The organism is Microbulbifer mixtoriginis (SeqCode) (genome assembly GCF_052467705.1).
In genome coordinates, this window is record NZ_CP174322.1 from 3,681,309 (window position 1) to 3,701,477 (window position 20,169).

The 20,169-nt window shown below is 53.5% G+C and carries 19 protein-coding genes; 10 read left to right on the plus strand and 9 right to left on the minus strand.

All coding sequences use genetic code 11. The features are described 5' to 3' along the window. Nucleotides 1-24 precede the first annotated feature (24 nt). The 6 genes from ACJJIB_RS16105 to rpsB all read right to left on the minus strand — a co-directional run bounded on the left by ACJJIB_RS16105 (nucleotide 25) and on the right by rpsB (nucleotide 4,930). The gene (locus tag ACJJIB_RS16105) at nucleotides 25-870 is read right to left on the minus strand and encodes a phosphatidate cytidylyltransferase (protein ID WP_252082663.1); all 846 of its coding nucleotides are present in this window, start codon (nucleotides 868-870) and stop codon (nucleotides 25-27) included. A gap of 127 nt (nucleotides 871-997) precedes the next feature. Continuing rightward, the gene (gene uppS / locus ACJJIB_RS16110; protein ID WP_444886826.1) at nucleotides 998-1,753 is read right to left on the minus strand and encodes a polyprenyl diphosphate synthase; all 756 of its coding nucleotides are present in this window, start codon (nucleotides 1,751-1,753) and stop codon (nucleotides 998-1,000) included. Further along, nucleotides 1,753-2,310, minus strand: coding sequence for a ribosome recycling factor (frr, locus tag ACJJIB_RS16115; RefSeq protein ID WP_444886827.1), 558 nt, complete (start codon nucleotides 2,308-2,310; stop codon nucleotides 1,753-1,755). Before frr ends, uppS begins: the two co-directional genes overlap by 1 nt. Next, the gene (pyrH, locus tag ACJJIB_RS16120) at nucleotides 2,307-3,044 is read right to left on the minus strand and encodes a UMP kinase (protein WP_152452478.1); all 738 of its coding nucleotides are present in this window, start codon (nucleotides 3,042-3,044) and stop codon (nucleotides 2,307-2,309) included. Before pyrH ends, frr begins: the two co-directional genes overlap by 4 nt. A 162-nt stretch (nucleotides 3,045-3,206) precedes the next feature. Continuing rightward, nucleotides 3,207-4,070 (minus strand): translation elongation factor Ts, encoded by an 864-nt coding sequence (gene tsf / locus ACJJIB_RS16125; RefSeq protein WP_444886828.1) that lies wholly within the window; start codon nucleotides 4,068-4,070, stop codon nucleotides 3,207-3,209. Between the two features lie 113 nt (nucleotides 4,071-4,183). Then, nucleotides 4,184-4,930 (minus strand): 30S ribosomal protein S2, encoded by a 747-nt coding sequence (rpsB, locus tag ACJJIB_RS16130; protein ID WP_252082670.1) that lies wholly within the window; start codon nucleotides 4,928-4,930, stop codon nucleotides 4,184-4,186. A gap of 287 nt (nucleotides 4,931-5,217) precedes the next feature. On the opposite strand from rpsB, the gene map reads away from it, so the two are divergent. The 9 genes from map to ACJJIB_RS16175 all read left to right on the plus strand — a co-directional run bounded on the left by map (nucleotide 5,218) and on the right by ACJJIB_RS16175 (nucleotide 17,589). After that, the gene (gene map / locus ACJJIB_RS16135) at nucleotides 5,218-5,988 is read left to right on the plus strand and encodes a type I methionyl aminopeptidase (RefSeq protein ID WP_252082672.1); all 771 of its coding nucleotides are present in this window, start codon (nucleotides 5,218-5,220) and stop codon (nucleotides 5,986-5,988) included. 79 nt (nucleotides 5,989-6,067) lie between these two features. After that, complete coding sequence (locus ACJJIB_RS16140; RefSeq protein ID WP_444886829.1) at nucleotides 6,068-8,773, plus strand: [protein-PII] uridylyltransferase; 2,706 nt, start codon at nucleotides 6,068-6,070, stop codon at nucleotides 8,771-8,773. A gap of 30 nt (nucleotides 8,774-8,803) precedes the next feature. Beyond that, entirely contained in the window at nucleotides 8,804-9,982 is a 1,179-nt protein-coding gene (gene dapC, locus ACJJIB_RS16145) for a succinyldiaminopimelate transaminase (RefSeq protein WP_444886830.1), read from the plus strand. A gap of 57 nt (nucleotides 9,983-10,039) precedes the next feature. Further along, complete coding sequence (gene nth, locus ACJJIB_RS16150) at nucleotides 10,040-10,708, plus strand: endonuclease III (protein ID WP_252082677.1); 669 nt, start codon at nucleotides 10,040-10,042, stop codon at nucleotides 10,706-10,708. 2 nt (nucleotides 10,709-10,710) lie between these two features. Beyond that, nucleotides 10,711-11,064: an ArsC family reductase gene (locus ACJJIB_RS16155; RefSeq protein ID WP_444886831.1), complete on the plus strand. Its 354-nt coding sequence runs from the start codon at nucleotides 10,711-10,713 to the stop codon at nucleotides 11,062-11,064. Between the two features lie 9 nt (nucleotides 11,065-11,073). After that, nucleotides 11,074-12,105, plus strand: a complete 1,032-nt coding sequence (dapD, locus tag ACJJIB_RS16160) for a 2,3,4,5-tetrahydropyridine-2,6-dicarboxylate N-succinyltransferase (protein WP_444886832.1) — start codon at nucleotides 11,074-11,076, stop codon at nucleotides 12,103-12,105. Between the two features lie 90 nt (nucleotides 12,106-12,195). Then, the gene (gene dapE, locus ACJJIB_RS16165; RefSeq protein WP_444886833.1) at nucleotides 12,196-13,329 is read left to right on the plus strand and encodes a succinyl-diaminopimelate desuccinylase; all 1,134 of its coding nucleotides are present in this window, start codon (nucleotides 12,196-12,198) and stop codon (nucleotides 13,327-13,329) included. Nucleotides 13,330-13,467: 138 nt separating this feature from the next. Then, a complete protein-coding gene (locus tag ACJJIB_RS16170; RefSeq protein WP_444886834.1) occupies nucleotides 13,468-15,522 on the plus strand; it encodes an alpha/beta hydrolase family protein in 2,055 nt (684 codons plus the stop codon). A 111-nt stretch (nucleotides 15,523-15,633) separates the two neighbouring features. Next, nucleotides 15,634-17,589 carry an alpha/beta hydrolase family protein gene (locus tag ACJJIB_RS16175; protein ID WP_444884171.1) on the plus strand — a complete coding sequence of 652 codons (1,956 nt, stop codon included), beginning with the start codon at nucleotides 15,634-15,636 and terminating at the stop codon, nucleotides 17,587-17,589. A gap of 82 nt (nucleotides 17,590-17,671) precedes the next feature. On the opposite strand, the gene ACJJIB_RS16180 is transcribed toward ACJJIB_RS16175, so the two are convergent. From ACJJIB_RS16180 to ACJJIB_RS16190, 3 genes are all read right to left on the minus strand, one after another. Next, complete coding sequence (locus tag ACJJIB_RS16180; protein ID WP_444884170.1) at nucleotides 17,672-18,049, minus strand: hypothetical protein; 378 nt, start codon at nucleotides 18,047-18,049, stop codon at nucleotides 17,672-17,674. 6 nt (nucleotides 18,050-18,055) lie between these two features. Beyond that, nucleotides 18,056-18,607 carry a flavodoxin gene (locus tag ACJJIB_RS16185; protein WP_444885897.1) on the minus strand — a complete coding sequence of 184 codons (552 nt, stop codon included), beginning with the start codon at nucleotides 18,605-18,607 and terminating at the stop codon, nucleotides 18,056-18,058. A gap of 215 nt (nucleotides 18,608-18,822) precedes the next feature. Next, nucleotides 18,823-19,290 carry a Spy/CpxP family protein refolding chaperone gene (locus tag ACJJIB_RS16190; RefSeq protein ID WP_444884169.1) on the minus strand — a complete coding sequence of 156 codons (468 nt, stop codon included), beginning with the start codon at nucleotides 19,288-19,290 and terminating at the stop codon, nucleotides 18,823-18,825. Between the two features lie 168 nt (nucleotides 19,291-19,458). On the opposite strand from ACJJIB_RS16190, the gene ACJJIB_RS16195 reads away from it, so the two are divergent. After that, complete coding sequence (locus ACJJIB_RS16195; RefSeq protein WP_252082689.1) at nucleotides 19,459-20,163, plus strand: response regulator transcription factor; 705 nt, start codon at nucleotides 19,459-19,461, stop codon at nucleotides 20,161-20,163. The last annotated feature ends 6 nt before the right edge of the window (nucleotides 20,164-20,169 follow it).

Genomic DNA, 20,169 nt, shown 5'->3' on the forward strand with positions numbered 1-20,169 from the left:
ATAAATTGAAGTGTGGCGTACCCGTTATAAGTACTTAGGCAGCTCACTAGCGAGGGCCGCCATGGTGAAAACCGGTAAAGCCGCAGTGAGACTATCCAGCCGATCCATAACACCGCCATGCCCTGGCAGAATATGACTACTGTCTTTGATACCCCGGTGCCGCTTGAACATACTCTCCAGCAGGTCGCCAATGACTGAGGCAAGCGCAGTTACCAGTACACCAAAAGAGAACAGCACAGTATTTTTCAGAGGAAGATCAAACAGATAGGAAGTAACCAGTGCGAGTATCAAGCAGGCTCCCAAACCGCCAAAAAAACCCTCCCAGGATTTGCCGGGACTCACTTCGCGGGCCAACTTGCGCTTTCCGAACTTGCGCCCGACAAAATAAGCGCCCACATCGGCAGCGACAACAATAGCGACGACATACAATACCAGCCAGGCCCCGTGATCGAGCCCACGCAAAACCACCAGCGACAACCAGCTGGGCACCAGAACCACTAGCCCAATCAGTCCACGTACCCAACGATTGCCCCACAGCGAGGCACTGGCGGGGTAGCTCTGGACCCAGTGAAAAGCAAGCGCCCACCAACCGCAGGCTACTGCCAGGATTTGACGGGCCCGATCAATATCCGGGGATCCGAAATCCATGGAAAAAACATATTCCGCGGTGAATACCAGGGTTCCGCCCAGTGCGGCGAGAAAGACAAAACGCAGTGCGCGATTGAGGTTGGAAAGATTGGCCCACTCCCAACCACCGAGCAAAATCACGGCTACGAAAATCAGTGTGTACCATTGAATTGGTAGCAGGAACAAAACTCCAGCGAAAAGTACCAGCAATACCAGCGCAGTAATTATTCTTTGTTTAAGCACCGAAAACCCCTTTCATCTGGACCTACACTCAGCCTACTATCGCACAGCAAGCCTGAACGCCCCGGTGTAATATTCCTAAAAATTATTCGCGGACAAAAAAATGGCCGCGCATTTGGCCCGATCCCCGTCAGGCCTGCACAGCCGTGCCATCACCTTCAGCGCGCCCACCGAATCGCCGGTCGCGCTGTTGAAATGCTTTTATCGCCTCATCAAGGGCGCTTTCATCAAAATCCGGCCAGAGCGTATCGGTAAAAAATAACTCGCTATAGGCGGCCTGCCAGAGAATAAAGTTACTAATACGCTGCTCGCCACTGGATCTTATCAATAGATCCACCGATGGCAAATCCGCGAGCTGTATATGGCTTTCAACCGCATCCTCATCAATGGAGTCGAGGGACCGCTGGCCATTGACCACCTCTTCGGCAAGCTGCTTTGCCGCCTGGGCAATATCCCAGCGACCGCCATAGTCCGCAGCAATAACCAGGTCGCCCTGAGTACAGCCTCGGGTAATCTCTTCCGCTTCCGCAATGGCGCGCTGCAAGCGAGGCGAAAAACGATCCCTGCGCCCTACCACTCTCAGGCGCACGCCTTCATCACGCATACGCCTAGCTTCTTTGCGCAGATAGGAGTGAAACAGCGTCATTAGCAGCTCCACTTCCTTAGGAGGGCGCTGCCAATTTTCGCTGGAAAAAGCGAACAATGTCAGCACCTCTACACCGCGACTCCTACACGCAGACAGGAGATCGCGTATGCGCTCAACTCCAGCCTTGTGCCCAGCCGAGGGCGAGAGCCCTCTGCGGGCGGCCCAGCGCCCATTACCATCCATAATAATGGCGATATGTCGGGGGACTGGGGAGCTCAAGCTGGTACCACTATTACCCATTAAATTTCCATCAGATCTTTTTCTTTAGCTGTGAGCGCCTTATCGACATCCGCTACAAACTGATCTGTAATTTTCTGAACATCATCACCTGCACGACGCTCATCGTCCTCGGAGATCTCCTTATCCTTGACCAAAGATTTCACCTCAGCCAGCGCATCGCGACGAATATTTCGGATAGACACACGCGCAGTCTCAGCCTCACCGCGAGCCTGACGAATAAAGTTCTTGCGAGTCTCTTCGGTCAGCATAGGCATCGGTATACGAATAACCGCACCCGCTGTGCTTGGGTTGAGGCCCAGATCCGATTTCATAATCGCCTTTTCGATGTCTGGAACCAGGTTTTTCTCCCAGGGAGTCACCGATAAGGTGCGCGCATCCTCAACTGTGACATTGGCAACCTGAGATAGTGGAGTATCTGAACCGTAATAGGAAACATGAATACCGTCGAGAATACTCGGATGCGCACGGCCGGTGCGAATTTTATTGAAATTATTGGCCAGTGCGTCGAGCGCCTTGCTCATGCGAGTCTTAGCGTCTTTTTTGATATCTTCAATCACGATTTCACTTCCTCTTCGATTAGCGTGCCTTCCTCGCCGCCCACGACAATATTGAGCAGCGCACCGGTTTTATCCATACGGAACACCCGAACGGGCATATTGTGCTCGCGGCAGAGGCAGATCGCAGTCAAATCCATCACGCCAAGTTTTTTATCGAGCACTTCGTCATAAGTCAGCTGGTCATAGCGGGTTGCGGTAGGGTCCAGTACCGGATCAGCCGAGTAAACACCGTCTACCTTGGTGGCTTTTAGCACCAACTCAGCCTCAATTTCAATACCGCGCAGGCAGGCTGCAGAATCTGTGGTAAAAAATGGGTTGCCGGTACCCGCAGCAAAAATCAGTACCTCACCGCGCTCCAAGTAGCGAATGGCCGCGCGGCGGTCATAGTGGTCCACAATTCCGCTCATCTGAATAGAGGACATGACCCGCGAGGAGATATTGGACCTTTCCAGCGCATCTCGCAGGGCCAGGGCATTCATTACCGTAGCCAGCATTCCCATATGATCGCCGGTCACGCGATCGAGTCCAGCTGCACTCAGGGCCGCGCCGCGAAACAAATTGCCGCCGCCCACAACTAATCCAACCTGAACGCCGATACCTACCAGCTGGCCAATCTCCAGGGCCATTTTGTCCAGCACTTTAGGGCTGATACCAAAACCCTGATCACCCATCAGCTCTTCGCCGCTGAGTTTCAACAGAATTCTTTTATATTTGCGGTCTTTAATACCGGGCATTCTTCGGTCCTCTCAAATGTACCTGTTTAGTGGCCAAGTATTGCCGCCGAACATTACAACACTTTCAGTCATTTACACAGAGGGGTGCCCCGCTGTAAGCACATAGGCTCCAGCGAAGGCACCCCACCGCGAGTGAGCGCACAGGGCACCCACTATTATCAATTAAGAAGAGGACTTAACCTGTGCAGCCACTTCTGCAGCGAAGTCCACCTCTTCTTTCTCGATACCTTCGCCCACTTCAAAACGAACGAAAGAAGTTACGTCAGCGCCGGCATCTTTAACCAGCTTGCCAATGCTCACGTCAGGATTCTTAACGAAAGGCTGCTCGACCAAGCTGTTCTCTTTCAGGAACTTCTTGATACGGCCACCCATCATTTTCTCAACGATCTCAGCGGGCTTGCCTTCCATATCCGGCTGCGCCTTGATGATGTCCTTCTCTTTTTCCAGAACATCAGCAGGCATATCTTCAGGCTTATTCACCTGGGGATTTACCGCGGTTACGTGCATAGCAACGTCTTTCGCCAGCTCAACCTCACCAGCGCTCAGAGCTACCAGGGCGGCGATACGATTATTGGAGTGTACGTAGGCACCTACAACCGGAGCCTCAACCAGCTGGATTCGACGCACACCGATGTTCTCACCGATTTTCTGAACCAGTGCTTCGCGAGCAGTTTCCAGATCACCTTCCATCAGGGCGACTACGTCCTGCTGACGCTCAGCAAATGCCTTATCGACCACCTTGGCAACAAAAGCCTGGAAGTTTTCATCGCGGGCAACGAAGTCAGTCTCAGAGTTCACTTCAACCAACACACCGTAGCTGCCGTCCTCGGCTACTTTTGCAGCGACAACGCCGTCTGCAGCGGTGCGGCCAGCTTTTTTAGCAGCCTTCAGGCCGGAGGCTTTGCGCAGGTCTTCGATCGCTTTCTCGATATCACCATCCGCTGCGGTAAGTGCCTTCTTACACTCCATCATCGGCAGGCCAGTACGCTCGCGCAGTTCTTTTACCATTGACGCGGTAATCGCCATGATTTTTTCCTCGGGGTTCTGTCACTAAAAATTAGAAAAAAGGGGCCGTAATTCGGGCCCCTTTTTAAGTTCGCAATGTAACGCTACTCCGTTACACCACTTAGCCCTGCAAATTACTCTGCAGCAGCTTCGTCATCGCTAGCTTCGACGTACTCGTCTTTGTTCACCGCGCTACCAGCTTCCGCTGCACCGGCGAGCACCGCGTCAGCTGCAACAGTGGTGTACAGCTTGATTGCACGGATAGCGTCGTCGTTACCGGGAATTACATAGTCAACACCAGCGGGATCGCTATTGGTATCGACAACACCGATTACCGGAATACCAAGCTTGTTAGCTTCCTGGATGGCGATGCGCTCGTGCTCAACGTCGATTACGAAAATCGCGTCGGGCAGGCCGCCCATGTCTTTGATACCACCGATGGAGCGGTCAAGCTTTTCCATCATGCGGGTGCGCATCAGAGCTTCTTTTTTGGTCAGCTTTTCGAAAGTGCCATCTTGAGACTGGGCTTCCAGCTCACGGAAACGCTTGATGGACGCGCGGATGGTTTTGTAGTTGGTGAGCATACCGCCCAGCCAGCGATTGCTGACGAAGGGCTGGCCACAGCGCTCAGCCTGCTCTTTGATAGATTTCTGTGCAGCACGCTTGGTGCCAACGAACAGAATCTTTTTCTTTTGAGCAGCCATCCCCTTGATCACCTGCAGGGCTTCGTTGAAGGCCGGTACAGTGTGCTCCAGGTTGATGATGTGAATCTTGTTGCGGGCACCAAAGATGAATTGACCCATCTTCGGGTTCCAGTAGCGGGTCTGGTGGCCAAAGTGAACACCAGCCTGCAGCATATCGCGCATGCTTACTTGCGGCATAATAAACCTCTATATATACGGGTTAGTCCTCCACACATCCCATGCGTCAACCCCTATCGAGGCACCCAGACACATGTGTCGATGCGTGTGCGGCATTTTCACCCCGGAAGCATTCCGGAGCGGCGCGCTTTATACCACAATCGCACAGCTGAGTGAAGGACGCGGACAAATATGGTGCGAATGAGTGCGCCGATTCGCTCGCTGAATAGTGTCAAGCCCTGACGCTATGCCCCACCACCGGCAATCCGCTACAATGCCCGCCTTCACAGATAGACTTAAGGACACGCATGACCTCAGCCATAAAGACGCCGGAACAAATTGCCAAAATGCGCACCGCGGGCCGCCTCGCCGCAGAGGTCCTGGAAATGATTGGCGAATATGTGGTCCCTGGTGTCACAACGGAAGAACTGGACCGCCGCTGCCACGACCATATTGTCAATGTGCAGAAAGCCATTCCCGCCTGCCTCGGCTATCGAGGCTTCCCAAAGTCCATTTGCACCTCGGTAAATGAAGTGGTCTGCCACGGAATACCCTCTGAAAGCAAAGTCCTCAAAAAGGGCGACATCATTAATATTGACGTCACCGTGATCAAGGATGGATGGTACGGCGACACCAGCAAGATGTTCTTTGTCGGCAAGCCCGCTGCACACGCCGAGCGACTGGTGCGCGTAACCCAAGAATGCATGTACAAGGCTATTGAGATAGTGCGCCCGGGTACCAGCCTCGGTGATATTGGCCATGTGATCCAGCAGCATGCCGAAAAGAATTACTACTCCGTCGTACGCGACTTCTGCGGTCACGGTATCGGCGATGTCTTCCACGAAGAACCTCAGATATTGCACTACGGCCAGCCCGGAACTGGCGAAGTTTTGCAGGAGGGCATGACCTTCACTATTGAGCCGATGATCAATGCCGGCAAAGCCGCAACCCGCGTTCTCGGCGACGGCTGGACGGCAGTCACCAAGGACCGCCGCCTATCGGCGCAGTGGGAGCACACCATGGTGGTCACCAGCAACGGGGTTGAGGTACTGACCGCACGCGGTGAGGAAAAGTTTTAATCGCAAACTCTCCCCGCTCCAATTAAAGATGCACAGTCCCGCTGCCGCGCGGCGGGACACTGCCAAACGGACTTCAGTCATGCAGCCGGCCAATATCCCTTACTTCGAGCGCCCCCTGTTCTTCTTCGATCAAACCCGCTTTCGCCGGGACTTGGCTTCCCGTGAAAAACCGCCCTTGCAAGTATTTAAAGATGCGATTGGCGCTGCCGAGCACCAGATGGCTGAACGTTTTCGCGAGGGGGAAGATGTGGCCACCCTCGTGCATGAGCGCGCCTTATTCATCGACTGCCTGTTGCACTACGCCTGGCATCAGTACAGCTGGAGACCGGGCGCCAGCTTGCTGGCCGTCGGAGGCTATGGGCGCGGGGAGCTACACCCCCATTCCGATATCGACCTGCTGATCCTCACCGAAGAACGGGCCGATGATGAAACAGTCGACAACATAGAGCGCCTCATTACTTTCCTCTGGGATTTGGGCTTGGAGATCGGTCACTCAGTGCGCAACGTAAAAGAGTGCCTAGCGCTGGCCGCCGAGGACATCACCGTCATCACCAATCTCACCGAGTCCCGTACTGTGGTGGGTGATAGCAAACCCGGCGAACGGCTTGCGGCCGGGATGGAGGGGGGCAAGCTCTGGCCCACCGAGGACTTCTTCAAAGCCAAACTGGCGGAACAGGATGAGCGCCACAACCGCCAGCAGGCAGCGGAATATATTCTCGAGCCCAACATCAAAAACGCACCCGGCGGGCTGCGCGATATCCAGACTATCTCTTGGGTCGCGAAGTACTTTTTTCGCGTACGCACGCTCAGACAGTTGCAGGGCAAAGCCTTTTTCACTGAGGAAGAATTCGCCATCCTGCAGTCCGGCGAAAGTTTCCTCTGGCGTGTGCGCTACGGCCTTCACCTCCTCGCCGGGCGCGCCGAGGAGCGACTGCTGTTCGACTACCAGAGGGAGCTAGCCAAACAATTTGGCTATGAAGACAGCGACACCCAGCTGGCAGTTGAGCAATTTATGCACAACTACTATCGCATCGTAATGGCCCTACGCGAGCTTAACGATGTATTGCTGCAGTATTTGGGCGAGGTGATCCAACAAGGGGGTGAACAGGCTGTCACCCCCATCAATGAGCGCTTCCAACTGCGCGGCGGCGCGATTGAAGCCGCCTATCCGCAGGTGTTTAATCAGCACCCCTCTGCACTATTGGAAATCTTTGTGTTGATGGCCAGGCACCCGCAGATTACCCGGGTGCGTGCCTCAACTATCCGCCTGATCCGGGAGCACCGCCACTTGATCGATGAGCGCTTTCGCGCGGACTCCGCCAACAGCGAGTTGTTTATGGAACTGCTGCGTTCTGCGCGCGGACTCTCCACACAGCTGTCGCGCATGACCCGCTACGGTATTCTCGGGCGCTACCTGCCAGAATTCGGCCGCGTTACCGGGCAAATGCAGCACGATCTCTTCCATATCTACACTGTGGACGCTCACACCTTGCAGGTGGTGCGCAATATGCGCAGTTTTCGCGGCCCCGAAGCACGGGAGAAATTCCCGATCGCCGCGGAGATCCTCGAGCGGTTGCGCCAGCCCGAGCTGCTGTATATTGCCGGTCTCTACCACGATATCGCAAAAGGTCGCGGCGGCGACCACTCGAAGTTGGGCGTGGTGGACGCCGCCGAATTCTGCCAACGCCACCAACTGCCGGCACGCGACCGCCGCCTGGTGTGCTGGCTGGTGGAAAAGCATCTATTGATGAGCCAGGTATCTCAAAAACAGGACATCAGCGACCCGGAGGTGGTGCATGCCTTCGCCCGCGAGGTGGGCGACCGCGAACACCTGGATTACCTCTACGCCCTCACAGTAGCCGATATCAACGCCACCAACCCAGAGCTTTGGAACAGCTGGCGCGCCAGCCTGATGCGCCAGCTCTACCAGGCCACCCAACACGCCCTGCGCCGTGGTTTGGAGAATCCCGTCGACCGGGAGGAAATCATCGAGGAGACCCGCAGCCTGGCACTGGAAAAGCTGAGCGCCCTCGGTCTGCCAGAGGCCTCCATAGAAAATATCTGGGCGCAAATGGGCGAGGACTACTTTGTACGCGAGAGCGCCGACAACATCGTTTGGCACACCGCGGCCATCCATGAGCTGCACAGCAACAGCCCGCTGCTGCCGAGCGACACCCTGGTACTAACGCGCAACTCGGGCCCCGGTGAGCACGATGGCGCCACCCAGGTTTTCGTCTATACCCCCGACCGCGCCAATGTGTTCGCCGCCGCAGTCACCGGACTCGATATGCTCAACCTGAACGTGCACGACGCGCGCCTTTACAGCTCGGCTTCAGGTTACACCCTAGACACTTTTTATGTACTGGACGAATCTGGACAGCCCCTGCTCGACGAACCCCAGCGCCTGCAGCAAATTCGCGAAACCCTACAAGAGGAGCTGGAACTGGTGGAGGATTACTCCAAGGTGATCCAACGGCGCACGCCGAGGCGCCTAAAGATGTTTTCACTGGAGAGCCGCGCGCACCTATCCACAGAACCGGGAGATCAGTACAGCACGCTGGAAATTACCAGTGCTGATAGACCGGGCCTGCTGGCCCTGATTGCACGCACCTTTGTCACACACGATCTGCGCCTGCACAATGCCAAGATCTCCACTCTCGGGGAGCGGGTGGAGGATATTTTCCATATCACCGACGCCGAGGGGCGCGCCCTCTGCAATGCCGAGACCAACCGCGCTCTGGAGCAGGCCATTTGCCGGGAGCTGGATGACCACACAGCGCCGTAATATCACCAATGACGAGCGGATAAGAACGCCATGAATCCAAACCTGGACAAGCTGCAGCCCTACCCTTTTTCCAAGTTACAGGCACTGAAAGCGGGCCTGCAGCCGGCGAACAAACCCCATATCGCCCTCTCCATCGGCGAACCGAAACACGAGCCGCCCAAATTCGTACAGAGAGCGCTAGTCGCGCACCTGGATAAAATCTCCGCCTACCCGCTCACCATAGGCCTTGAACCCCTGCGCCAGGCAATTGCCGATTGGCTGTGCGCCCGTTACCAACTCAAACAGGTGAGTGCCGATTCCCAGGTGCTGCCAGTAAACGGCACCCGCGAAGCGTTATTCGCCTTCGCACAGGCCACGGTCACGCCGGGTAGTAAAGTACTGATGCCCAACCCCTTCTACCAGATTTACGAGGGAGCGGCCCTGCTCGCCGGCGCCGAGCCGCACTTTATCAACTGCCTCGCTGACAATAGTTTCAAACCGGACTTCAACTCAGTGCCCGAATCGGTATGGCAGCAGTGTGAACTGCTCTACCTGTGTTCACCGGGCAATCCCACCGGTGCCCTGCTAGAGATTGACGATTTGCAATTACTCATCGAACTTGCAGACCGCTACGACTTCACCATCGCCTCGGATGAGTGCTACTCGGAACTCTATTTCGATGAGAGCGCGCCGCCGGCCGGGCTGCTGCAAGCCTGCGAGCAAATGGGCCGCAGCGACTATCGCCGCTGTGTGGTTTTTCACAGCCTGTCGAAGCGCTCCAATTTGGCGGGGCTGCGCTCCGGGTTTGTTGCCGGCGACGCTCAGCTGCTGGAGAAATTCCTGCTCTATCGCACCTACCACGGCTGCGCAATGCCACTGCCCAACCAATACGCCTCTATTACCGCCTGGCAAGATGAAGAGCACGTACACGAAAATCGCGCACTCTACCGACAAAAGTTCGACGCGGTGCTCGATATTCTCGACGGCTGCTTAGAAGTACAAAAACCACAGGCCAGCTTTTACCTGTGGCCGCGAGTCGGCAACGGGGAGGAGTTCGCCAGAGAGCTATACCGCCAGCAAAATATCACGGTTTTGCCAGGCTCTTTCCTCGCCCGCAATAGCGAGGGAGTAAATCCAGGCAGCGAGTATGTACGCATGGCCCTGGTGGCCACATTGGAAGAATGCATAGAGGCTGCAGAGCGCATCAAGGAATTTTGCCGGCAAACCTGACAGACGAACTAATCCAACAGACACCGTAACCCAGGAGCCCCCCAGGCACAGACGAGAATGGCAGTAAAAAATTTACTCAAGCAAGAGCGCGTGGATTTTATTCTACAGCGCCTGGAAGAACTCTATCCGCAGACCCCGATTCCGCTCGATCACAAAGACTCCTACACCTTGTTAGTCGCCGTACTACTCTCGGCGCAGTGTACCGATGAGCGTGTAAACCAGATCACCCCCGCCCTCTGGCAGTTGGCCGACAACCCGGAGGATATGGCTCTAGTACCCGTGGAGGATATTCAAGCGGTTATCCGCCCCTGCGGTTTATCACCGCAAAAATCCAAAGCCATCAGCAAGCTGTCACAAATTCTCGTCAACGAATACCACAGTAAAGTGCCGGAAAATATGGCCGCCCTGGAAACCCTGCCCGGCGTCGGTCACAAGACAGCAAGTGTGGTAATGTCCCAGGCATTTGGCCACCCGGCCTTCCCTGTGGACACCCATATTCACCGCCTGGCGCAGCGCTGGGGACTCACCAGCGGTAAAAATGTCACCCAGACCGAGAAAGATCTAAAAAGGCTATTCCCCAGAGAAAAGTGGAATAAATTGCACCTGCAGATTATTTTTTATGGCCGCGAGTACTGCTCGGCACGCGGCTGTGACGGCACAGTCTGCGAAATCTGCACCACCTGCTACCCCAACCGCAAAAACCCCAAGAAAACCAAAAAGGCGTAACTGTGATTACTCTGTACGGCATTAAAAACTGCGACACCGTAAAAAAAGCCCGCAAATGGCTGGAGAAGAATGGGGTCGACTATCAATTTCACGATTTCCGTGAAGACGGCATGGACAATGTGCCCCTAAAAGCCTGGCTGAATAAATTTGGCTGGCAGGAAGTACTGAATCGCCGCTCCACCAGTTGGCGCGCCCTGAGCGAAGCGCAGAAAAACACAATGGACAACACCAGCGCTTTGACCCTGGCCATCGAGACCCCCACCCTGATCAAGCGCCCAGTGACCACCTCAGGCGGCACTACCCACTTCGGTTTTAAAGAGCAAGAGTTCGCCGCACTTACCGGCCAAGCCAACTAGGAGAAAAATATGAGCGATATCTACAGCATTGGATTCGGCGTTGGTACCTGTAATAGCAAGGGCGACTGGCTGGAAGTCTTCTATCCAAAACCGCTTTTGAAACCCAGTGCAGAAATAGCCAAAGCGGTAACCGAGACCCTACATATCGAAAGCGGCAACCACAGCCTGCCTCTCGACGCGACCCTGCTCCACAGCCTCACTGAAAAACTGCACAGCGCCGGGGCGGGCGAACAGGCGGAGATCCTACAGCAGTTCGCCAACAGCCACCGACCTCTGGTAGTGGCCGTACTTTCCAGCGACGAGGCGCCACAGACAGTACCTGAAGCGTATTTAAAATTACATTTGCTTTCCCACCGGCTGGTGAAACCCCACGAAACGAATCTCGAAGGTATCTTCGGCAAACTTGTCAATGTGGCCTGGACCAATCAGGGCGCAATCGACTTGGAAGAACTGCCACAGCGCCAACTGGAAGCGCGCCTGAATGGAGAGCACCTGGAAGTTGCCTGTGTCGACAAATTTCCCAAGATGACCAATTACGTGGTGCCCACGGGCGTGCGTATCGCCCACACCGCGCGTGTGCGTCTCGGCGCCTATCTCGGTGAGGGCACCACGATCATGCACGAGGGCTTCGTCAACTTTAACGCGGGCACCGAGGGACCGGGCATGATCGAAGGCCGCATCTCGGCCGGCGTTTTTGTCGGTGCTGGCTCCGATCTGGGTGGCAGCAGCTCTACCATGGGTACTCTCTCCGGCGGCGGAAACATAGTGATTTCCGTGGGCGACAACTGCCTGCTGGGTGCCAACGCCGGTATCGGCATCCCCCTGGGGGATCGCTGCACCGTGGAAGCAGGTTTATATATCACCGCTGGGACCAAAGTGGCCCTACTGGACGACAGCGGCAAACTGGTCGAATATATCAAAGCACGCGAATTGGCCGGAAAATCCGACCTCCTGTTCCGCAGAAATTCCACCAATGGCGCCGTTGAATGTTTAACGAATAAGAGTGCCATTGAGTTGAATGCAGCTCTGCACAGCAATTAAAACCTGACCCTGCGGGGCCCCGGCCCCGCCCGCTCTCCATCTGCATAAATTCCGATAACAACGCACCTGATCAACTAAAAGGATTATTCCGTGACCCCCACACTGCAACTGGCCTTTGACCTTATCCGCCGTCGCTCCGTAACTCCCGAGGACGCAGGCTGTATGGATCAGATGATTGAGCGGCTGGAAAAAATTGGGTTCAAGGTGACAAAGTTGCGCCGTGGCGATACCGATAATTTTTGGGCGGTGCGTAACGGGCAAAGCAAAGGCCCTCTACTTGCCTTTGCCGGTCACACCGATGTCGTGCCGAGCGGGCCGGAGGAAAACTGGAGCAGCCCACCCTTCGAACCCGAAATCCGCGATGGCTTTCTGTATGGTCGCGGCGCGGCCGATATGAAGGGTTCACTGGCAGCAATGGTGGTGGCCTGCGAGGAGTTTATCCAGCAACACTCTGATCACAGAGGTCGCATCGCCTTTTTGATCACCAGCGACGAAGAGGGGCCGGCAATCAACGGCACAGTCAAAGTCGTTGAGTGGCTTGAGGAGCAGGGAGAAAAAATAGACTGCTGTATTGTCGGTGAGCCCTCCAGCAGCGAGCGCGTCGGCGATATTATCAAGAATGGAAGACGCGGCTCCCTGGGCCTTGAATTAAAAGTCTTCGGTGTACAGGGACATGTGGCCTATCCACATCTGGCGGAAAACCCAATTCATAATTTGGCCCCAGCTCTCGCTGAACTGGCCGCAGAAGAGTGGGATCAGGGCAACCAATTTTTCCCAGCCACCAGCTTCCAAGTTTCCAACATTAGCGGAGGTACAGGAGCAACCAATGTGATTCCCGGTGAGGTGGATCTGCTCTGTAACTGGCGCTTTTCTACAGAATCCACCGCCGAAGAACTGGAGGCCCGTGCCCGAGCAATCCTGGATAAGTACAACTTAAAATATGAAGCGAACTTTAATTTGTCCGGGCACCCCTTCCTCACTGCCGAGGGTCCACTGGTCCACGCTGTAGAGCAAGCGATTCAAAAAATCACAGGAAAGGAAACAGAATTATCGACGGCCGGGGGCACTTCCGATGGCCGCTTTATCGCTCCAACAGGAGCGCAAGTAGTGGAACTGGGGCCGGTCAATGCCACTATTCACAAAGTTGATGAGAGAGTCAAAGCCGACGATTTGGATATACTTAAGGAAATCTATCGGGAAGTACTTAGGGAGCTTCTAACCTGAGCTTACTGCCCCAGACGATAATTATTTATTAATTGCACGGACTATCCCACTAAATACACGGATCGGCTTATTCGCCTCCTAACCAACTGCCTCTGCGGTATGCTCCTCCCGATAACAAAATGGAGGAGCCCGCAGATCATGAACAGACTATTGAAAATAGCCGCGGCGATATTAATCGCCAGTCCTGCCCTCGCTGAAGAGCAACCCACTAACTTCAGCTATGAGGATGTATTCAATCTTGAGTATGCCAGCGACCCTCAGTTCAGTAACGACGGAAAGAGTATTTACTACGTCCGCAACTCCATGAACAAAATGGCGGACAACAAGCGGGCAAACCTGTGGCGCATCAGTGCCGACGGCAAGGACCACCGCCCACTGACCTCAGGAGATTACTCTGATTATTCGCCGCGCCTATCCCCGGACGGTAAAACAATTGCCTTTATAAGTTCCCGCAGCGGCAGCCCCCAGATACACCTATTGTGGCTCGACAACGGCCAAAATCTGCAGATCTCCCACCTGCCAAAATCCCCTTCAAATATTCAGTGGTCACGAGACGGCAAACAAATTGCCTTCACCATGTTTGTGCCCGAGAGCAAACCGCTCCCGGTTGAACTACCCGGTGCCCCCGAGGGCGCAGAGTGGGCAAAACCACCTCAGTTTATCGACCGCAGTATTTATCGTGCGGACGGCATGGGTTATCTCAAGCAGGGGCACACCCAGGTATTTGTCATCCCCCGTGAGGGCGGCACGCCGCGTCAGCTTACCAGCGGTGAGTTCGATCACGGCAGTAGTCTCGCCTGGAGTAAAAACAACGACGCTATTTACTTTTCTGCAAACCGCCACCCCGATCACGAGATCGAACTGATGAACTCTGAAATTTATAGAGTAAATCTCAAGGATGGCAACATCGAGCAGATCACCGAAAGATTCGGGCCCGATCACCATCCGCAGATTTCCCCCGATGGTAAAAAGCTCGCCTACCTGGGATTCGAGGATCAACGGCTCGGGTACCAACAACACAGCCTGCGCATCATCGATCTCGACAGCGGCAAGTCCCGCAAAGTCCAAACCGCTAAAGACCGCAGCATCTCCAGCTTCGACTGGCTCGGCGACAGCAAACGTATCGCTTACAGCTACGACGATCAGGGCTCCACAAAAATTGCCATTAAAAAAATTGGTGGCAGTGACACCGTAGTCGCCAGTGATGCTGGTGGTCTATCGCTGGGGCGGCCCTACTCGGGCACTCACTTTGCCACATCCAAACGCGGAGCTATTGCTTACACGCAAACTAATCCGCAACATCCGGCAGAGCTGGCTTTGGCCCACAACGGCAAAGTAAAAGCGCTGACCAGCCTCAATAACGATGTGATGCCGTTGCGCAATATGGCCCGCGTGGAGGAGATCAATTACAAGTCCAGTTTTGATGGCCGCGATATACAAGGCTGGGTCGCCTACCCGCCCAATTTCGACCCGAAGAAAAAATATCCCCTACTGTTGGAAATTCACGGCGGGCCCTTCTCTAACTATGGCCCCCGGTTTGCCGCCGAGGTGCAGCTTTTTGCCGCCGCCGGCTATGTAGTTCTCTACACAAACCCACGGGGCTCCACCAGCTACGGGCATGAATTTGCCAACCTGATTCATCACAATTACCCGAGCCAGGATTACGACGATTTAATGGCCGGCGTCGATGCAGTAATCGACCAAGGTTATATCGATGAGGGGCAATTATTCGTTACCGGCGGCAGCGGCGGCGGCACCCTAACGGCCTGGATTATTGGCAAAACTGACCGATTCCGCGCAGCAGTAGTTGCCAAACCGGTAATCAACTGGGAGAGCTTCGTTTTAACTGCAGATTACTCCAGGTTCTTTACCAAATACTGGTTCTCAGGCATGCCCTGGGAAAAGCCGGAGGAATATCGTCGCCGCTCACCGCTGACTTATGTGGGCAATGTCACTACGCCAACCATGCTGCTCACCGGAGAGGAGGACTACCGCACACCGATGTCCGAAACAGAGCAGTTTTACCAGGCACTGAAGTTGAACGATGTGGAAGCGGCAATGGTACGAATTCCAGGCGCCTCTCACAGTATTGCCGCAAGACCCAGCCAGATGATTGCGAAAGTGGCTTCTATTTTGTACTGGTTTGATCAGCATAAGTCGGATAGAGAGACTGAAGACTTAGTAAGTAAATAATTTATCTTTACTGACTTTTTAATTAGTGGGCGCCTCCACTAGGCGTCCACACTATTTTATTCATTTCCCTTGTCATTCATAATAGAAAAATCAATGACAAGGATTTTAGTGATGCGCAAGCTGTTATTTCTTTTTTTCCTGTGGCCCTCTCTCGCACTTTCTGGGCAAGTTAGCTTGTCCGACTTGGTACGGCATACAGATATACAAGAAGTAAAAATTTCTCCAACTGGTACCCATTTAGCCATTAAAAAATTATATGAGGGGGAGAGAATACTGGTTTTTATGTCTATCAACCCTCTAAAGATCACTGGCCATCTGCGCTTTAGAAGCAAGGAAGAAGTCGGCGATTTCTACTGGGCTAACAATGAACGGATTGTTACTGAAGTCGTATCAAGGGAAGCGGCATTAGAGACACCAATATTTTATGGCTCACTATTTGCCATTAACTATGATGGCACTAGAGGCAAAAACATATTCGGACACTTGGCGGGAGAGCGCCAAGTCGGATCTCGCTTAAAAAAGGCCGAATCCACATATGCCCACCCAACAATCATTGATACCCTCCCTAAAGAAAAAAATAAAATATTGATCTCCACCTCCCCCTGGGCTAAGGACTGGGAAACAATAGGAGAAATCCTCGAAGTAAACATTTATAATGGCGTACAAAAAAGAATAACAGGACTTCCTCAGGTAGGACGCGCCCACACTGACAGAAACGGGAATTTAACCTTCGCTACCGGCAGCAACAGAAATGGTGAACGCGAACTTTACAAGAAATCTAAAATAGGATGGGAAAAACTAGAAAACTCTATTTTAAATCGTAGCTGGCCAAGGGGAGGCAATCTAGAAACAGGGGATTTCTATTTTGAAATAGACCGCCCTAACGATACGGAGCAACTAGTTAAATTTAACACTAAAACAAACAAATTAACTCAAATATTTTCCCACGATATTTCCGACATTAGCGCAGTAATTTACCACCCCAAAAGTGATAAACCCATCGGGGTTTACCTGCACCCCGACTACCCTGAAGAGTACTTTTTTGATGAGGGCGATGGATTTGCAGCTTATTTCCGTGGTTTAAAAAAGGCTTTTGAGGGCTACAGAATAAACTTTACAAGCTTCACCAGTGATGGCTCTTTAGGAATATTAAAAGTTTATGGAGACCGACTTCCAGGGGATTATTTCTTAGCAAACTTGAAGACTAAGAAAGTAGATTTTCTATTGTCATCATCAGAATGGCTTGCCCCTGAAACTCTAAACTCAATGCGAGCTGAGTCATTCGTCACCACAGATAACATGAGAATAGGCACCTATCTGACGTTTCCCAAAGGACAAACTAAAAATCTGCCTATGGTAGTAGTGCCACATGGTGGGCCCCATGCCCGTGACTATTGGGGATACGAACAAGAAGCACAAATACTTTCCCAAAATGGCTACCTGTTTCTCCAGGTTAATTTCCGTGGTTCCACAGGCTATGGAGACCATTTTTACACAGCCGGAGAGCGTGAGTGGGGAGGCAAAATTCAAAAGGACATAGCCGACGCCGTTCACTGGGCAGTAGAAAAAGGCTATGCAGACCCAGAGAGAGTTTGCATTTACGGTGCCAGCTTTGGGGGTTACTCCGCCCTAATGAATCCGATCAGATACCCAGACTTGTATAAGTGTGCCGCCGGCTATGTAGGTGTTTATGATCTGGAGATGATGTATAAGAAGGGGGACATCAAACGTCGCGATAGGGGGTTAGCCTACCTTAAAAGGGAGCTGAGCAAAGATAAGAACTTCCTTAGGGAAAACTCCCCAATCCACAATACTGACAAACTCAATATTCCCTTGTTTATTATTCACGGTGAGAAAGATGAGCGAGTGCCGGTTGAGCACGCAGAGGAGCTATTGGAAAAACTTGAGAAAGAAGGAAAGCCCGCAAAAAGCCTTATTGTCGCCAATGAAGGACATGGGTTTTATAATGAAAAAAACAATATGAAACTTTATACAGAACTACTAGCTTTTCTTGATAAGCATATTGGTGTTGGGTCAGTAGAAAAACACCCAGCTGTAAACCTGTAATAAGTTAATACCACTCCGGTCTCCTTAGTACCAGTTGATTTATCAACTGGTACTTCAAATCCAAGATCAGATAAACGATCTTTTAGTGGAGCTGCCCTGAAGCCTGGGGGGGCTCCTCGACGGGACTCACTGGCTCGTCTAAGCCATGTGACAGCACAAAATAATAAATCACCTGCATCTGCCCATGGATTTCTGTCATCAAATCGAAGTTATACTCTCCCCTTTCCCCTGGGCCCACCTGTACAGAAGCAATGTGTGAGGGCTCGATAAAAAACTCCGCTACCGGGCGTTTGCCGCGCATCACTTGTACAAGCAGTGTGCGGGTATCCTCCTCTGCAAAGCGCCAGTAGTAGTCATCATCATCGTAAACGACGCTCTCTGGAGTGCCGGCCCGGAGAATGCAGTTGGGATGCTCGGCCAGCCAGGGCCAGAAATCTTTAAAGGGGATCGTCTGTGACATGTAGATTTAGTCATCCAGCTCAACGACACTGGCCGCACCGCCTTCAAGATTAAACTCGTCGGCTATCTGTTTGCACCAGAGATTGAGACGCTCGGCAGTCATCTCTTCCTGCTGGTCTTCATCAATAGCGAGCCCCATAAATTTGCCTTCGCCCTCGATCTCCGCTTTGGAGGCCTCAAACTCATAGCCTTCGATCGACCACAAACCGACAATGGCCGCTCCCCGACCGACAATCACATCGTGTAACATGCCCATAGCGTCTAAGAAATAATCGCCATAACCAAACTGGTCGCCCAGGCCAAACAGGGCCACCGTCTTGCCGCTGAAGTCGATTTCCTGCACATCCTCCCAGAACTCCTCCCAATCGGATTGGATCTGGCCGAAATCCCAGGTGGGAATACCAAAAATCAGCTGCTCGTAGTTGGCAATGTCCAACTGTGTGACATCGGCTATATCAAACAGGTCCACCCGCTCCTCACCCAGGCGGGCGCGAATACGCAGGGCTACAGATTCGGTGTTGCCTTCATCACTGCCATAAAACAAGCCGATTTTGCTCACAGTCATTCCTCTTCGCCCAAACCGGGCCACACTAGATACCTATTGGCGGGGCGGCGTATTCTCCCAGCAAAGGCGGGGCACGGCAAGCTGGCCAAGGCTATACCTCGACACAAAAAAGCCCCCATAATTGTGGGGGCAAAGGGTTATGAACCGACCGGGCCTCTGGGGAAGGGTGCGCCCGGTGGATCGCACAAGGAGTCTGCGATTTGGGGAAATCAGCTCTCTGTAGCGCGGCGCTCAAGGCGCTCCTCACGCCACTTTACACGGCGCTCTTTGCGATGCTCTTTCAACTCTTCAAATTTTGCTTTCTGCTCATCCGTGAGGATCGCTTCGAACTGCTGGCGCAGTTGGAAGTGGTTCTGCATTTTTTGCACCTGCAACTTGCCCAATTCGGTCCCGAGCTGGTCTAGGGTGGCCTGGTCTGCACCGCTCTCCAGGGCGGTATGGATTTGCTTGCGCAGCTCTTGTAACTGCTGGCGCTGGGCATTCCTGCTTTCGCTATTGCTGTCTCTGTTAGCCTTCAACTGCGCTTTCTGGCCCTCAGTCAGTTCCAGCTTGCGCGCCATATACTCATATCCGCGCTTGTGATGGCCTTCCTCTGCGCCAAACGCCATAGTAGCTACAGGGGCAGCCATTACTCCGGCCAAGGCCAGGCTACTCAGCACCAGCTTCCAGTTTTTCATCACTCCGTCCTCACGTTTGTATTCAGTGATTTCATAGTAAGTCGGGCCTGTGTAAACAGGGGCAAACCCCGGTAAACATTTGTTAAGAACGGTAAAAAGGCCGCAGAGCTGTGATAACTAGCGCCAACGCTTTGCATATAATGGCCCCACAGCAATTGAGAGAACATCATGAGCCGCATCCTTCTAATCGACGACGACACAGAATTAACTGATCTGCTGAGGGAGTACCTCACCGGAGAGGGCTTTGATGTAACTGCCGCCAACGACGGTGGCCGCGGATTGGAATTGGCCCAGAGCCAGCCCTTTGATGCCCTGGTGTTAGATGTGATGCTACCGGTGCACAATGGCTTTGATGTACTGCGCAAGCTGCGCGAGGAGGCCTCTCCCACCAGCCGCTCCCTGCCGGTTATTATGCTGACCGCCAAAGGGGACACCGTAGACCGAATCGTGGGCCTGGAAATGGGTGCCGACGACTACTTACCCAAACCCTGTAATCCCCGCGAGTTGGCGGCGCGCCTGCGCGCAATCTTGCGTCGCGGTCGGGTTGAGGTAGAAAATAACGACGATAGCCTTAGCAGCGGCCCGTTACGCCTGCTACCAACCGAGCATCAGGCCTATTGGAGTGACCAGGCCCTATCTCTGACAGGGGCCGAATTTTCTGTGCTCAAGGTGTTAGTACAAAGCGCTGGGGATGTAGTGGGCAAAGAGGTACTCACCGAGAATGCCCTGGGGCGCAAACTGATGCCCTACGACCGCTCCATCGATGTACATGTCAGCAACATTCGCAAGAAACTCGCGGACAAAGGCGCCAGCCGCGACCTGATTATCAATATCCGCGGCGCCGGTTATATGCTCACCCAGGCCAAGCAGTAGGTAGTA